13 protein-coding genes are annotated in these 14,578 nt (G+C 68.3%); 7 read left to right on the forward strand and 6 right to left on the reverse strand.

Translation table 11 applies throughout. The annotated features are described in order from the left end of the window. Window positions 1-29: 29 nt before the first annotated feature. From QSJ34_RS00660 to QSJ34_RS00670, 3 genes are all read left to right on the forward strand, one after another. Window positions 30-257 (forward strand): hypothetical protein, encoded by a 228-nt coding sequence (locus QSJ34_RS00660; RefSeq protein ID WP_285568950.1) that lies wholly within the window; start codon window positions 30-32, stop codon window positions 255-257. Window positions 258-314: 57 nt separating this feature from the next. After that, complete coding sequence (locus QSJ34_RS00665) at window positions 315-554, forward strand: YHS domain-containing protein (RefSeq protein WP_285568951.1); 240 nt, start codon at window positions 315-317, stop codon at window positions 552-554. Between the two features lie 225 nt (window positions 555-779). Next, window positions 780-2,429, forward strand: coding sequence for a M4 family metallopeptidase (locus QSJ34_RS00670; protein ID WP_285568952.1), 1,650 nt, complete (start codon window positions 780-782; stop codon window positions 2,427-2,429). Between the two features lie 14 nt (window positions 2,430-2,443). On the opposite strand, the gene QSJ34_RS00675 is transcribed toward QSJ34_RS00670, so the two are convergent. Together QSJ34_RS00675 and QSJ34_RS00680 are read right to left on the reverse strand one after the other, a co-directional pair. Beyond that, window positions 2,444-3,073 (reverse strand): NUDIX domain-containing protein, encoded by a 630-nt coding sequence (locus QSJ34_RS00675; RefSeq protein WP_285568953.1) that lies wholly within the window; start codon window positions 3,071-3,073, stop codon window positions 2,444-2,446. Next, window positions 3,070-5,193, reverse strand: coding sequence for a RelA/SpoT family protein (locus QSJ34_RS00680; RefSeq protein WP_285568954.1), 2,124 nt, complete (start codon window positions 5,191-5,193; stop codon window positions 3,070-3,072). Before QSJ34_RS00680 ends, QSJ34_RS00675 begins: the two co-directional genes overlap by 4 nt. Before the next feature lie 280 nt (window positions 5,194-5,473). Here QSJ34_RS00680 and QSJ34_RS00685 point away from each other — a divergent pair, with 280 nt between their 5' ends. Beyond that, window positions 5,474-6,334 carry a tRNA1(Val) (adenine(37)-N6)-methyltransferase gene (locus tag QSJ34_RS00685; RefSeq protein WP_285568956.1) on the forward strand — a complete coding sequence of 287 codons (861 nt, stop codon included), beginning with the start codon at window positions 5,474-5,476 and terminating at the stop codon, window positions 6,332-6,334. Window positions 6,335-6,346: 12 nt separating this feature from the next. On the opposite strand, the gene QSJ34_RS00690 is transcribed toward QSJ34_RS00685, so the two are convergent. Beyond that, entirely contained in the window at window positions 6,347-8,089 is a 1,743-nt protein-coding gene (locus QSJ34_RS00690; RefSeq protein ID WP_285568958.1) for a B12-binding domain-containing radical SAM protein, read from the reverse strand. Window positions 8,090-8,240: 151 nt separating this feature from the next. On the opposite strand from QSJ34_RS00690, the gene QSJ34_RS00695 reads away from it, so the two are divergent. Together QSJ34_RS00695 and QSJ34_RS00700 are read left to right on the forward strand one after the other, a co-directional pair. Further along, entirely contained in the window at window positions 8,241-9,008 is a 768-nt protein-coding gene (locus QSJ34_RS00695; RefSeq protein ID WP_285568959.1) for a motility protein A, read from the forward strand. Then, window positions 9,001-9,681 carry an OmpA/MotB family protein gene (locus tag QSJ34_RS00700; protein WP_285568960.1) on the forward strand — a complete coding sequence of 227 codons (681 nt, stop codon included), beginning with the start codon at window positions 9,001-9,003 and terminating at the stop codon, window positions 9,679-9,681. The genes QSJ34_RS00695 and QSJ34_RS00700 overlap by 8 nt, the downstream gene beginning before the upstream one ends. A 7-nt stretch (window positions 9,682-9,688) precedes the next feature. On the opposite strand, the gene QSJ34_RS00705 is transcribed toward QSJ34_RS00700, so the two are convergent. Both QSJ34_RS00705 and QSJ34_RS00710 read right to left on the reverse strand, forming a co-directional pair. Further along, window positions 9,689-11,059 (reverse strand): M20/M25/M40 family metallo-hydrolase, encoded by a 1,371-nt coding sequence (locus QSJ34_RS00705; RefSeq protein ID WP_285568962.1) that lies wholly within the window; start codon window positions 11,057-11,059, stop codon window positions 9,689-9,691. A 29-nt stretch (window positions 11,060-11,088) separates the two neighbouring features. Continuing rightward, on the reverse strand, window positions 11,089-11,565 hold the full coding sequence (locus tag QSJ34_RS00710; RefSeq protein WP_285568965.1) for a nuclear transport factor 2 family protein: 477 nt from the start codon (window positions 11,563-11,565) through the stop codon (window positions 11,089-11,091). A gap of 283 nt (window positions 11,566-11,848) precedes the next feature. Between QSJ34_RS00710 and QSJ34_RS00715 the strand changes: the two genes are divergently transcribed. Next, window positions 11,849-13,060: an eCIS core domain-containing protein gene (locus QSJ34_RS00715; protein ID WP_285568967.1), complete on the forward strand. Its 1,212-nt coding sequence runs from the start codon at window positions 11,849-11,851 to the stop codon at window positions 13,058-13,060. Between the two features lie 41 nt (window positions 13,061-13,101). Here QSJ34_RS00715 and QSJ34_RS00720 read toward each other — a convergent pair whose 3' ends face one another. Then, the gene (locus QSJ34_RS00720) at window positions 13,102-14,577 is read right to left on the reverse strand and encodes a hypothetical protein (protein WP_285568969.1); all 1,476 of its coding nucleotides are present in this window, start codon (window positions 14,575-14,577) and stop codon (window positions 13,102-13,104) included. Between the last annotated feature and the right edge of the window lies 1 nt (window position 14,578).

Consider the following 14,578-nt stretch of genomic DNA (forward strand, 5'->3'; position numbering starts at 1 on the left):
ATGAACACACCACCTAGAAAGGAACCCACATGCTTGCACCTCTCCTTGCCCTTTCCATCTTGGCGGCACCAGCCGCCAAGCCCGCCACCAACGCGATCTGCCCCGTCCTCGGCGGCAAGGTGACGGAGAAATCGAAGACCGTCGTCGTCCGCGGCCGCGAGTACCGCCTCTGCTGCGGTGGCTGCGATGCGACGCTGGCGAAGAACCCCGACAGGTATCTTGAGAAGGACGGGACGCCGAAGAATGCGAAGAAGTAGAGCCCTGCGCGCCGCGCCGCGGTGCGACTAGACTGGACCCTTGATCCGGAGGAACCGATGCTCCATACCGTCCTGCTCAGCCTCGCCGTCCTGGCCGCGCCTGCGGCCGAGAAGGCCAAACCCGCCGTCAATACCAAGGATCCCGTCTGCAAGATGACCGTGGATGCCAAGGCCACCACCGTCGCCGTGCGCGGCCGGGAGTACCGCGTGTGCAGCAAGCACTGCGGCGAAGCCCTCCAGAAGGATCCGGACAAGTACCTGGACAAGGACGGTTCGGTGAAGGCCGAAAAGAAGTAACCCGGTCTTTGGCGGTGTGGACCCCGGTTCGGCGGTGTGCCCGCCGGGCCGGGGTCCTTCCATGTCCAGGGCCGGATCCAGGGCCGGTTCGCTAAGTCGGGTCGATGTGCTTTTTAAGGTGAACATTGATTAACGAGTCGAAAAATTAATATCAATTGATCGCAGGGAATGGAGATCGGGCCTAACCTTTAGGAAAGTCCAAAACCCAATCGCTGTGGAGGTCCTGTGCGCCGCGCCGTTCCTTTCCTCCTTCCCGCCTTCCTGCTGGCGGCCCCGCCGGACCAGGCCCGGGCCGACGCCCGGATTGACGCCCTGATCCGGGATGCCCGAGGCCACCTCTCGGCTCGAGCCCACCAGATGGGTCTCGGTCCCCAGGTCGGATTCACCTTCAAGAACCACCACGCGGACGCCCTCGGCGAGGATCACGTGCGCCTGGACCAGACCTACAGGGGCGTCCCCGTCTTCGAGGGCGAGGCCATCGTGCATTTCCGGAACGGCCGGGTGCGCGCCGTCACGGATGACCTCGAGCGCGGCCTGAACCTCGCCGTGGAGCCCACCCTGGGGCGCGCCGAGGCCCTTGCGGCAGCCCACGGATCGCTGGCTCCGCGCGGCAGCTACGCGCATGAGCCGACCGCGACCCTCGTCATCGCCAATCTCGAGGGGGCCGGGCCTCGCCACGCGCTGGCCTACCACGTCCACACGGAACTGGAGAACGGCGCTGGCGAGACGAAGCACACGGATTTCCTCGTGGACGCCCACACGGGTGCGATCCTGGATTCCTGGGACACGCTGCACACGGCCGGCACGACGGGGTCGGGACAGTCCCAGTGGTACGGCACGGTGAGCCTCAGCACGAACAGCACGGGCACCGGCTACGAGCTGCGGGACATGAGCCGCGGCAGCGGCGGGACCTTCGGCAACAACGTCACGACGAACCTGCTCAACGGCACCTCGGGCACGGGCTCGATCTTCACGGACGCTGACGATGCCTGGGGCGACGGGCTGCAGTACAACGGCACCGCGGGCATGGGCGCGAATGCCCAGACCGCGGGCGTGGACGGCCATCGCGGCATGCAGGCCACCTGGGATTTCTATGTGAATGCGTTCGAGCGCAACGGCATCGATGGCGCGGGCAAGGCCACCTACAGCCGCATGCACTACAGCAGCCAGTACGACAACGCGTTCTGGTCAGACAGCTGTTTCTGCATGACCTATGGCGATGGCCAGGTGGGCGGCTCCGTGGGCGAAGCGGATCTCGACACGGCGGGTCACGAGATGAGCCATGGCGTCTGCGCCGCCACGGCCAACCTCGTCTACCGGAAGGAATCCGGCGGGCTCAACGAGGCCAACTCCGACATCTTCGGCACCCTGGTGGAGTTCTACACCCTCAACCACGCCACGGGATCCTTCATCCCCAGCACGCCGGGCCCCGGGCCCATCACGGCCAACTACAAGTTGTTCGAGAACAGCTGGGGCCATGCCTTCCCGAACGAGGCCCTGCGCTGGATGTACAAGCCCAGTCGCGACGGCCGCAGCCCCGACTTCTATGACAGCCGGATCGGGCGCCTGGACGTTCATTACAGCTCCGGTGTGGCCAACCACTTCTTCTTCCTGCTGGCCCACGGCAGCCAGGTGGACGACCTCTGCGATAACATCGCCTCGCCCATGACCAACGACGTGCAGGAAGTCATCGGTCTCGGCAACGACACGGCGGGCCGCATCTGGTACCGCGCCCTCACGGTCTACATGACCAAGCGCACCGACTATGCCGGCGCGCGGCTGGCGACCCTGAACGCCGCAGCGGACCTGTACGGCGCGAACTCTACGGCCTACACCACCGTCAACACCGCCTGGCTGGCGGTGAACGTGAAGTAGGGCGCAGACCCGGCCTAGGGGCAGGTCTTCAGCACGTCCAGCCAGGCCTTCAGCACGAACGCGGTGGCGCCCCACAGGGGCGCCGCCCAATGGTCCAGATCCAGCTCCAGGCGCGGCACGTCGAGGACGAGGCCCTGACGGCCCAGGCGCTCCGTGGTCCAGGGCGCGTCCAGCAGCGGGGCGAGGGGCAGCATGAGCGCCTGTTCCAGCTCGCGGTCCAGATGGAAGGTCGGTTTCGGCGCCTCCCAGCGGAAGAACACGGGCGTGAAGCGGACGCGGGCCTTGGCGACGCCGTCGGGGAAGCAGCCGAGCTCCCAGAGGCCGTTGCTGAGGCCGATCTCCTCCGCCACCTCGCGCCGCGCCGTGGCGGGCAGGTCGCGGTCCTGAGGCTCCACCATGCCCCCGGGGAAGGCGATCTCCCCGGCGTGCTGAGGCGCACCGAAGCCGCGCTGGGCCAGCACGATCTTCCGGGCGCCCGCGGCGTCGCCCCACAGGATCACGCCCACGGCGGCGCGGCGGGGGCTTTCGGGGATGCGCACGCTGAGCTTGTGGGGATTGGGCCAGGACTGGGGCAGGCGCAGGCTTTCCGCGATGCGCGGCCAGGGAACGGGCGGCGCATCCAGCGGGGGGCGCCAGCCGGTCATTTCACTTTCCCGAACACGGACCCCTTCACGCGCTCGACGGTGTAGACGCCGCGGATGCGCCGGAGGCCGGCCATCAGTTCGACGAGGTGGGCGCGATCCCGCACGCGCAGCGCGATATGGAAGAGGCCGGCGCCTTCTTCGGTGGCGGATCCGTGGAAGCGCTGCACGTTGATGCCCATGCGCTGGATGCCTTCGGAGATGGCGGCCACCATGCCCGGGCGATCCTCGGTGGTGAGGGTGATCTCCGTGTCGTAGAGCTCGGCGCCGTGCTTGCCCCAGGCCACGTTCACGCGGCGCTCTGGGTGCAGGGTGCCGGTGTTGAACTGGGGGCAGTCCGCGCGGTGGATGGCCGTACCGCGGGAACGCGTGATGTAGCCTACGACTTCATCGCCCCAGATGGGTTTGCAGCAGGCCGCCAGAGCATAGAGGATGCCCGTGGTGTCGCCCACCACCACCGAATCCAGCAGGTTGGAGGTGTTCTCCTTGGGCTTGGCGCGCTCGGGCTCGGGCACCAGCGGCTCGATGAGCTTGTGCACCGTGAGGCGGCCGAAGCCCAGGGAGGCGTAGGCCGCATCCCAGTTGGCCAGCTTCAGTTCGACGAGCCGGGCCTCGAGCTTGGCGTGGGCATCCGGATCGTCCAGTCGCACGCCCATGGCGCGGGCCTCGCGCTCCAGCCGCTCGCGGCCCTGGGTGATGGCGTGGGCGCGCTCCTCCTCGCGGATGAAGGCCTGGATGCGGCTCTTGGCGCCGGCGGATTTCACGAAGCCGAGCCAATCGCGGCTGGGCTTGTGGTCGGGCCGGGTGAGGATCTCCACACGGTCGCCGTTCTGCAACGTGTGCTTGAGTGGCACGATGCGGCCGTTCACCTTGGCGCCCACGCAGCGGTGGCCCACCTGGGTGTGGATGGCGTAGGCGAAGTCCACGGGCGTGCTGCCTTCCACGAGGCTGCGCAGGTCCCCCTTGGGCGTAAATACCTGGATGCGGTTGAAGGTCAGTTCGCCGCGCAGGTTGGCCACGAGATCCCGGCTGTCCTGGGCGTCCTGGTGCAGCTCCACCATGCGGCGGAGGAAGGTCACCTGGTTGATCTCGGAGCGGTTGGCGATGCGGCCGTCCTTGTAGGTCCAGTGGCTGGCGATGCCGGCCTCGGCGTGCAGGTGCATCTCCTCGGTGCGGATCTGCACCTCGAAGAGGTCGCCGGAGTTCATCAGCACCGTGGTGTGGATGCTCTGGTAGCCGTTCTCCTTGGGCAGGCTGATGTAGTCCTTGAACTTGCCGGGCACGGGCTTGAACAGGCCGTGCACGAGGCCCAGGGCCGTGTAGCAGCTGGCGCGATCGGGGCAGATGATGCGGTAGGCCAGCCAGTCGTGGATGTCGTCGAAGCCCTTGGCCTGGGCGCCCATCTTCTTCCAGATGCCGTAGAGGTGCTTGATGCGGCCGTAGACCTGGGCCGAGATGCCCTGCTGGCGCAGGATGGCCTGCATGGCGCCGTGGATCTCCTGGATGGTGCCCGAAAGCTTGGCGCGCTTGGCTTCCACCGCATTGCGCAGGCTGGCGTACTGTTCGGGCTCGAGCTGGCGGAAGGCCAGATCCTCCAGTTCGAGGCGCACGACGCCCATGCCCAGGCGGTTGGCCAGGGGCGCGTAGAGTTCGAGGGTCTCGCGCGAGATGCGGCGGCGCTTCTCCTCTTCCATCACGCCGAGGGTCTTCATGTTGTGCAGGCGGTCCGCCAGCTTCACCAGCAGCACGCGCACGTCCTTGCCCATGGCCACCAGCAGCTTGCGCACGTTCTCGGCGTTGAGCAGGTGCCTGTCCGTGAAGGCCAGCTTGCTCATCTTGGTGAGGCCGTCGACGATCTCGGAGATCTCCTCGCCGAACTGGGCCCGCACCTGGGGCTGGGTCATGAGGGTGTCTTCGACCACATCGTGCAGCATGCCGCAGGCCACGCTCACGGCGTCCAGCCGCCAGTCGGCCAGGCTCTGGGCCACGGCGAGGGGATGGAAGAAGTAGGGCTCGCCGCTCTTGCGGATCTGGGTGGCGTGCATGTCCCGGCCCACGGCGAAGGCCCGGTTCAGCAGGGCGATGTCGCCCTTGGGATGGTGCTGGAGGAAGGCCGCCTTCACCCGCTCGAAGGCCCCTTCGAGGGTTAGGCAGCCATCGCCTTCGCATGCAGATCCTTCCCCCTCGCGGAGGACAGGTTCCGGGGCTTTCCCAGACACGGCCATGTTTGAGTGTCGCGCAGGCGATTCTGATATGCCAGACGGAAATACGGGAGCCACAGAAGATGCTGGGACAGGAAGTCCTTGAGCGCGAGAGGACGGCAGACAGGAACACCGATGAACACCGGTTAAAGCTGTGTTTCCGATTTTGCTTTCCCGGCTGGAATCATCGGACACTCAAGGGATGTCGCGCCGATCCGCACCCCTCGATGGCCCCAGCTTCAAAGGCTGGACCCGCCCCGGCCCCGTGCCGCCGGGCGGGGTGGAACTGGAGGCCGGCGAGACCCTGGACGGCCTCTGCGGGCACTGGCGCATCTTCCAGTTGGAGAAGGGCAACCGCTTCAGCGTCGATGACCTGGTGACGGCCTGGTACGGCACCACCTGGTGTCCCCGCGCCGCGCGCATCGCCGACCTGGGTTCGGGCATCGGCAGCGTGGCGCTGCTTGCGGCCTGGCGCTGTCCAGGCGCCCAGGTGCACACGGTGGAGGCCCAGGAGCAGAGCCTGCGGCTGGCACGGAAGAGCATCCGCTACAACGGCCAGGAGGACCGCGTCTTCCCGCGCCTGGGCGACCTGCGGGACCCGGACCTGTTTGCGGACCAGGCGCCCTTCGACCTGGTGACGGGCACGCCGCCCTACTGGCCCGAGGGCCACCGGCTGCCCGCGGCCCACCCCCAATCCGTGCCCGCGCGCCTCGAAGTGCGCGGCAGCATCGCCGACTACGCCCAGGCCGCGGCGCGCCTCCTCGCACCGGGTGGGATCTTCGCCTGCGTCTTCCCCAACGATCAGCGCGAGCGCGCACTGGCGGCCCTGGACGAGGCGGGTCTGCTCTGTCTGCATCGGCGGGAACTCATCTTCAAGGATGGCGAACCCTACGGGCTGGATGTCTTCGCGGCGGGACGGCGCCAGGACTATCCGGAGGATTTCGCCACGCGCGCGGAATGTCCCGAGGCCGAAGCGCCCATCCTCATCCGCCGCGCCGACGGCAGCGTGGACCCGGGCATCGCCCGGCTGAGGCTGGCCCTGGGATTCCCGCCGGGGCTGTGAGCCGCCGAGCCTTCAAGGCCGGGACGTGGCCGCTCCGGAAGGTTCCCACAGCGCTTCGACCCTGATCCGGAAGGCCTCGAAGGCCTGGAGGGCGCCCTGCCTGAAGTCGGGGTTGAGGCGGTTGCACCGCGCCCGGGCCCGCGCCACGAGGCGGTCCCGGCGGGCCTTCCAGGCAGCCAAACCTTCCGTCTTGTCCTGAAGCACGCGTCGCAGCCTTTCCTCAAGATCACGCCGGGACTGGTCCAGCCTTTCCTTGAAGCGCTCCAGCTCCATGAGGCTTCGCGTCAGGGTGATGAAGTGGTGGCCCTTCACGGCCATGGTCACGATCTCGGCTGCCAGGAGCGGGCGCAGCCACAGGGCGCGCAGGAGGAAGGTCCAGTAGGAGACGACGTAGCGGCTGCAGGTCTGCCGGACGAGGGAATGGATGAAGGCCCGCAGCTCGGGCCACCGGATCCGGCGGCTGATGAGCTTGCGGTGCTTCATCTGGCGGATGAGGCCCAGGCAGCGCGCGAAGTAGCGGCTGGGGCGGTAGACATCGGACAGCACGCGCTTGTAGCCGGCGCGTAGGGCCTGCAGGTTCATCCGCGGCACGAAGTTCAGATCGAGGTCGTGGGTGTTGTTGCCGCCGGGGGAGAGGGCCAGCAGGCGTCCCTCCGAGGCCAGGCGGGCGTGCAGCTTCGTTTTCGGAAGGGCCGTGAGGAGGCCCACCATGGCCGTGGGGATGGCGGCCTCGTGGATGAAGCGGATCTGGCGATCGAAGATATCGTCCCGGTCCCCATCGAAGCCCACGATGAAGCCCCCCGAGACTTCCAGCCCCTTGGCCTGGATGGCGTGGACGTTGGCCAGCAGGTCGGTGTGGCAGTTCTGGCGCTTGCCGATGGCGTCCAGCGTGGCGGAATCCGGGGTTTCGATGCCCACGAACACCATGTTGAAGCCCGCCCGGACCATGTCGTCCATGAGCGCCTCGTCGGCGGCCAGATCCAGGCTGGCCTCGGTGTAGAAGGAGAAGGGGAAGTGGTGCTCCGCCTGCCAGCGGGCCAGCTCGGGCAGCAGGCGGCGGACCTCGACCCGGTTGCCGATGAAGTTGTCGTCCACCACGAACAGGGAGCCCCGCCACCCGGCATCGAAGAGTCCATCCAGCTCCGACAGGAACTGGGCGGGGGACTTGGTCCGCGGCCGGTGCCCGAAGAGCTCGACGATGTCGCAGAATTCGCAGTGGTGCGGGCAGCCGCGGGAATACTGCAGGGCCGCGCCGGCGTATTTCCGCCGTTTCAGCAGGTCGAAGCGCGGCGGCGGCGTGCGGGCCAGGTCGGGATGGGAGGGATCGGCATAGCAGGGCTTGGCCTCACCCCGCTTGAAATCCTCCAGGAAGGCCGGGAGGTTGACCTCCGCTTCGCCGAGCACGAAGTGGTCCACGCCCTCGATCTGCGCGTGGCAGCTGGTGGGGTAGGGGCCACCCGCCACCAGCGGCTTGCCCACCTGGCGGCAGAGCTGGACCAGGGCATCGAAGGAGGGCCGCTGCACGAGCATGGCCGAGGTGAGCACCAGATCCGCGGACTCGATGTCCTTCCGGTCGAGGCGCTCCACGTTCAGATCGATGAGCCTGAGCTCCCATTCGGGCGGCAGCATGGCCGCCACCGTCAGCAGGCCCAGGGGTGGCAGGGCCGCCTTCCGGCCTAGGAAGGGAAGGGCGTAGCGCATGCTCCAGTAGGTGGTGGGCATTTCCGGGTAGACGAGCAGTGCCTTGATTCCCAAATCGTCCCCCTCGGGGTAGACCATCTTTCAAGGTACGCCCCGGCGGCGCCTTTGGCCACCGACATCACTCCGGATTCGAACTTCCTTTCGAATTGGCTCAAACTGGGGGCTGCGGGCGTCTCAACCGATAAGCCCCCCGAGGGTCGACATCATGGATCGAGGCAGTTTCCTGGGCGTGTTGCTGGGCGTGCTCCTGCTGGCGGTGGCCATCGGGCTGGGGCCCAATCCGCGGATCTTCTTCCATCCGGCCAGCACCATCGTGGTGGTGGGCGGCGTGATCGCGGCGACGCTCATCCGCTTCCCGTTGGATCACGTGCGCTACGCCTTCAGCATCGCGAGCCGCGCCTTCTTCACCCGGGCCCCCGAAGTGCAGGCGCTGGTGAACCAGATCGTGGGCCTGTCCCAGCGGGCGCGCCGCGAAGGCCTGCTGAACATGGAGAAGGCCATGGACGTGGAGGGCTTCCTCTCCAAGGGCCTGCGCATGGTGGTGGACCAGGTCAATCGCGACCACATCCACGCCGTGCTGGCCTCCGAGCTGCGGGCCACGCAGGATAGGCACATGCAGGGCCAGGAGATCTTCCGTTTCATCGCCCTCAGCGCGCCTTCCTTCGGCATGGTGGGCACACTCATCGGCATGGTGCAGCTCTTCGCGGCTCTGAAGGATCCTTCCAACGTGGGTGGGGCCATGGCCCTCTGCCTGCTGTCCACCCTCTACGGCGCGGTCATCGCCTACCTGCTGGCCATTCCCATCGCGGGCAAGCTCGAGCTGCGGAGCCGGGAGGAACTGCAGCTCAAGCAGATCATGCTGGAGGGCGTGCTCGGCATCCAGGCCGAGATGCATCCCACGGCCCTGGAGGCCCAGCTGAACGCCTTCCTGGCGCCCCGGGAGCGGGGCCAGGAGCGGAGGGCCCGTGGGTAATTTCACACCGGTCCGCTTCGCCCGCCGGAAGGCGGATCTGGAGTCGCTCTGGCTGGTGACCTTCGCCGATCTGATGGTGCAGCTGATGGCCTTCTTCGCGCTGCTCTATTCGTTTTCGGTCTCGGACCAGACCAAGCTCCAGCAGGCCCTGAAATCCATCCAGAAGGCCCTCGGTGTGCAGGCCCAGGTGGCGACGCACGATGGCATCCTGCCGGGCTCGACGGGCATGGATCCGGTCAAGGCCGAGGATCTGGAAAAGCAGCTCAGCGCCGCCCAGGCCGTCGAAGGCCGTGACGTGGGCTCGCGCCTGCGCATCGTGAGCTTCCGGGGTTCCCTGATCTTCGACGAAGGTAGCGCGGCCCTCACCTCGGGCAGCGATGTGCTGCTGACGCGTCTCTCCGAACTGGCCTTCCGCTACCAGGGCTTCACCCTCGTCTGCGAAGGCCACGCGGCGCCCGGCGAGCGGGGCCGGGGCGGGGCGGATGCGCTCGACCTGAGCGCCCAGCGCGCCATGGCGGCCCAGCGCTTCCTCGCAGGCATCGGCCTTCCGGCGGAGCGCCTGAGTTCCGAGGCCCGCGGCGACAGCCAGCCGGAAGGCAATGAGAACAGTCCCGAGGGGCGCGCCCTCGAACGGCGCGTGACCTTCCGGTTCCAGCGCGTGGCCGAGCGCTAGGGCGCCGCTACTGGAAGCGCACGTCCGACTGGGCCAGCGCGTAGGCGAAGGTGGCGAGCGCGGCGGCGTTGTGCGCGAAGTCCTCCTTGGAGACCTTGTCGAAGGTGTCGGCCTCGGTGTGATGGACGTCGAAGTAGTGGGTGCCCGCGTGGTTCATGCCGATGCCGGTCACGCCTTCGCGCACCATGGGGCTCACGTCCGCGCCGGAATGGCCCAGCTTGAGCGCCACGCCGAAGGGTTCCATGAGCGGGGCCGCGGTGCTTTTCAGCGCCGTCAGGGCCGCGGTCTTGGCTTCGGCGCTGGCCTTGGGCAGATCGAGTTCGAAGGACTGCACCTTCTCGCTGCCGGAATCGCTTTCCACGGCGGCGATGATCTGCTTGAACTCGGCGCGGTGGGCATCCCGGTAGGCCTGGCCGCCGCGCAGGCCGTTCTCCTCGTTGGTCCACAGCACCACGCGGATGGTGCGGCGGGGCTTGAGGCCCAGGCCCTGGATGAGGCGCGCGGCCTCCATGGTGATGACCGAACCGGCGCCATCGTCCTGGGCGCCCTGGCCCACATCCCAGCTGTCCAGATGGCCGCTGATGAGGACGACCTCCTCGGGCTTCTCCGTGCCGCGGATCTCGGCCACCACGTTGGCCGAAGGCACGTCGGGCAGCAGCTTCGCGCCCATCTCCAGCCGGAGCTGGATGCGCTCGCCGCGCTGCTGCATGCGGCGCATCTGGGTGGAGGCCTCGATGGTCACGCAGGCCGTGGGGATCTTCGGATAGGCGGGGTCGTAGTCCATGGCGCCGGTGTGGGGCGTATCGAGGCTGATCGGGCCCACGGAGCGCACGAGGGCGGCGACGGCCCCGTATTTGGCAGCCCTGGAGGCGCCGTCGTGGCGGTAGGCGACGGTGCGGCCGTAGCCGGCGTAGGGCACGTCGAAGAGGACGATCTTTCCCTTCACGGCCGTGCCGAGCTTGTCCAGTTCGTCGAAGGAACCCACCACCACCACGTCTGCCGTGAGGCCGCCTTCGGGGGTTCCGACGCTTCCGCCCAGGCCCAGGATGTGCACGTGATGCGGGGTGGGCAGCAGCAGGTCGGCGGATTCATGGCCGCGCACCCAGTGGGGCACCATCACGGGTTCGGCGTGGACGTTCACGAGGCCCGCGGCCTTCAGGCGCGCCTGGGCCCAGTCGATGGCCCGGTCCAGCTGGGGCGAACCCGACAATCGATGTCCAATGCGGTCACAGAGCCAGGCCAGGTCCTCGTAGGCGCCATTCGTGCGGGCGGCCTCGGCCCGGAGGCGCTGGGAGGTCTGCAGAAGCGGCTCGGGCGCGGTCTGGGCGCCGAGGCTGAGGGCCGTGAGGCAGGCGAGGAGGCAGCGGGAAGAAATCATGCCTCATCTTACTTGGTAGATCCCCGGCGTCACGGTTTTTTTGAGGCCTCGATCTGGGCTTTGACCGACTTCATGAGGGCGTTGGGGATGGGCACGCTGAGGTTGTACTGCTGGATGAGCCAGCGGTCCTTTTCGCGGGCGAGCACGCCGCTGCCGCGGGCGGGGCCGAGGTTGGGCGTATCCAGGTCCTCGTCGAACCAGGCGGTGCGGCCGTCCTTCGAAAGGGTGATGGCGCGGCGGGTGGCCCGGAAGCTCCAGGCCTTGCCGCGCTGGAAGATGGGGTGGGCCCAGGCCTGGAAGACCGCCTTGGGCCAGCGTTCCGCTGGATCCGTGCCCAGGAAGACGGCGCCTTCGGCCAGGTGGGCGAAGTAGCGCCCTTCGTCCGCCTGGGCCGCCGCCAGGTGCCAATCATCCAGCACCGCGGCCACGGCCCGCTCGGAGGCGGGTTGGGCGGTAAGCGCGGTGGCGCAGAGAACCAAGGCGAGGGGCAGCAGGTCAAGGCGCACGAGGGCTCCTGGGCGGATTCGACCTTTCCATCCTAAACGAGCGGGAGCCGAACGAACGGGGCGTGGCAGACCCACCCTGGGTGATCCACGGCCGTGTGGAAACGGCAGGCATTGGTGCTTCCATGGGCCCAAGGGTTGGGTCCGAGGCGCCGCAAGAAGGCTCGGGAAGGGCGGTTGCAGGTAATGACATCTCGCGCGATTCAAAGGCCTTCCTGTCTTTGGCCTATCGATTGCTATCAGGTTCTTTCATCTGAAACAGTCCATCCAATGCCCGGGGGTCAGCATGCTGAATGCCTTCGCTTCCAAACTCAAATCGTCGAAGGGCAGTACCTCGTCGGGGCCCGTCCGGACTGGCCTCCTGCAGCGCGCCTGCGCCTGCGGCCAGCACACGGGCGGCGGGGGCACCTGCGAGGCCTGCAAGGGTAAAGCTGAACGGGGCCTTCAACGCGCGGCGGCCGACAAAACCTCCGCCTTCGAGCCGCCGGAATCCGTCCAGGAGACGCTGCGCACGCCCGGCCAGCCGCTGGAGCCTTCCACGCGGGCCTTCATGGAGCCGCGCTTCGGGCAGGACTTCAGCCATGTGCGCGTGCACGCGGATGCGCGCGCGGCCGCCTCGGCCCAGGCCGTGCATGCCCATGCCTACACCGTGGGGCAGGACGTGGTCTTCGGCGCCGGGCGCTACGCGCCTCACTCCCCGGCCGGGCGCGCCTTGATCGCGCACGAGCTGACCCACGTTGTCCAGCAGTCCTCGGCGGCTCCGGCCATGCAGTCGCGTTCCGCCATCAGCCAGCCGGGTGACGCCGCCGAGCTGGAAGCGGAGTCGGTCAGCCGGGCGGTGATGGCGGGCGGAGCGGTTCCCGCCATCGGTTCGGCGGCGCCCAGCGTCCAGCGGCAGGATGGCGCGGGCGCGGGTTCCCGCGCGCCGGCGCAGCGCAGGACGATCTGGGTCAACGTCGGCTTCGATTCCAGCGCCCAGGCCAACGAAACGACCATGGCCAAACTGAGGGCCTCCATCGCCGCGGAGAAGGCCGCCATCGCCAGCTGCTGCAGCGCCCGCTCCACGGCCTGCGATGTGGACGTGAAGACCCACTACGACTGGAACCGGGTCAACAAGCCCGCGCCCACGGATCACGATTACGACGACGACAGCGCCGCCGACCGTGCCCTGCGGGACAGCAACCTGGCCAACATCAGCGGCCCCGCCAACGGCCGGAAGGTGCTGGTCACCGAATCCACGCTCAGCCAGACCTGGCAGGGTGTGCGCATCTTCCCCCGGGCAAACACGGGCGCGAGCGGCATCCTGTGGAACCGGGCCCTGGCCGCCGATGACACCATCGCCCATGAATCCGGCCACGCGGCCGGGTACGCAGGTGACGCGGAGGGCGGGGCCCACAGCTCCGATCCGGACAACCTCATGAGCCCGGGATCGATCCGCCACGCGGGGGCCCTGCCCGATGCCAACTGGTGCACCCAGATGGCCGGCACCGCCCAGTAGCGGCAGGGCGATCTTCTCCCTGATCCCGAAAGGAGGACCTGCTAGCGGCGGTCCAGGCTTACCTTCACCCGCATGCGCCCGCGGGCATCGGTTTCGAGCACTTCCCAGGCGAGCGGGCCGCTGCGCCCCTTCGGGTTCTCTCCGGGACCGAGGTTGAAGGCCGCGTCGTCCAGTTCCCACAGCCGCAGGGGCAGGCGGGGTTTGGGGGGCTCCGGCGAGTCGGGGTGGGCATCCACCACGCGCACGGGCCCGCGGGGATCGCCGTAGGCCAGCAGGCCCGGATCGATGGTGGCCACCACCAGGCCTTCGTGGCCGGGGCCGAAGCGGTGGCCGATGCGGCCCCGCTCGAAACCCCAGGGACGGCGGACTTCCAGACTGAAGAAGCGGCCCTTCTTGCGCGGATCGGCGAGGGTGAGCCACTGGGGGTCCTCGCCGGGGGCCCGGGACACCGGGGCCAGCCAGCCCTCCCAGCTCCGCCCGCCCACCGCGAGGTGGTGAAGGGCGGACCTGAAGTGACCGCGGTACCAGAGCTCGGAACGCACCCAGGCCATGGGGTGCGAGGGGCTGTAGCCCGTATCCTCCACCCAGGGTCCCTGGTCCGGGTGGGAACGGTCCCAGCCGCGGTACTGGCCACCGTCCATGAGGTCCCAGATGCCTGCGGTGAGCGCCGCGCCGCTTTCCAGGTAGAGGTCATCCACACGGTGCTCGCCCATGGCGTGGAAGGCTTCGTGGACGATGTTTCCCAGCGGCACCTCCTCGGTCATGAAGAGCAGGGGCCAGCGCTGGTTGTGGCTCCAGGGCAGGGGGGCGAGCAGGCTCACGGCCTTCAGGTGGGATTCGTCGGCCGTGATGGACTGGGGATGGCCGGGCGTGATGATCCAGAGGTGATCGGGCTTGCCGTCGGGCTTGGATTCCCCGGTGCGGTTGTTCACGCGGTCGCAGTCGCCGAAGGTCTCGCCTTGAAGCCGCTCCAGCACCCAGCGCGCCATGGCGGCCTTGTGCTCATCGCGGCGCGGGGCCGGATGCTCGGCGCTGCGCATCTTGAGAAAGCGTCCTTCCACCAGGGACAGGGCGCCCTTGCTCACTTCGTAGAGGTAGTTGGCGGCGCTCGCCACGCCGGGCCGGCGGGAGAACAGCAGCTCGCGCAGGGCGCCGTCGGGAAGCCTGGACGGCTCGTCCGTGAAGTCGAGGCGGACGAGGAAGACGGCCTCCCGGCGGAAGGCCGGTTCGGGATGCAGCACGATCTCGCGGCCCCACTCGGCCGCGGGCACGAGGTCGCGGCGCCAGCCATCCTTTTCGACGGCGAGCACGGCATCCTCCGCCTCCAGATCGAGCTGGAAGCGTCCCTGGGCATCGGTCACGGCGACCGGGAGATCGCCCGCGGGAGACACGCGGGGCAGGCGGTCCGGATAGACGCGAACGCCGGGAAGGCCCTGGCGCCCATCGGTGATGCGGCCTTGCACCGGCGCTGCGGTAAGGGCGGTGGCCAGCAGTCCGAGGGCGAAGGCCCGAAGCATG

It is taken from the genome of Geothrix limicola (assembly GCF_030268085.1).
Taxonomy (GTDB): Bacteria; Acidobacteriota; Holophagae; order Holophagales; family Holophagaceae; genus Geothrix; species Geothrix limicola.

What these genes read in the sequence shown, in the direction of transcription:
- QSJ34_RS00660 (WP_285568950.1), top strand. Translation starts at nt 30, where the DNA reads ATGCTTGCACCTCTCCTTGCCCTTTCCATCTTGGCGGCACCAGCCGCC.
- QSJ34_RS00665 (WP_285568951.1), top strand. Translation starts at nt 315, where the DNA reads ATGCTCCATACCGTCCTGCTCAGCCTCGCCGTCCTGGCCGCGCCTGCG.
- QSJ34_RS00675 (WP_285568953.1), bottom strand. Translation starts at nt 3,073, where the DNA reads ATGACCGGCTGGCGCCCCCCGCTGGATGCGCCGCCCGTTCCCTGGCCG.
- QSJ34_RS00685 (WP_285568956.1), top strand. Translation starts at nt 5,474, where the DNA reads ATGTCGCGCCGATCCGCACCCCTCGATGGCCCCAGCTTCAAAGGCTGG.
- QSJ34_RS00695 (WP_285568959.1), top strand. Translation starts at nt 8,241, where the DNA reads ATGGATCGAGGCAGTTTCCTGGGCGTGTTGCTGGGCGTGCTCCTGCTG.
- QSJ34_RS00705 (WP_285568962.1), bottom strand. Translation starts at nt 11,059, where the DNA reads ATGATTTCTTCCCGCTGCCTCCTCGCCTGCCTCACGGCCCTCAGCCTC.
- QSJ34_RS00715 (WP_285568967.1), top strand. Translation starts at nt 11,849, where the DNA reads ATGCTGAATGCCTTCGCTTCCAAACTCAAATCGTCGAAGGGCAGTACC.
- QSJ34_RS00720 (WP_285568969.1), bottom strand. Translation starts at nt 14,577, where the DNA reads ATGCTTCGGGCCTTCGCCCTCGGACTGCTGGCCACCGCCCTTACCGCA.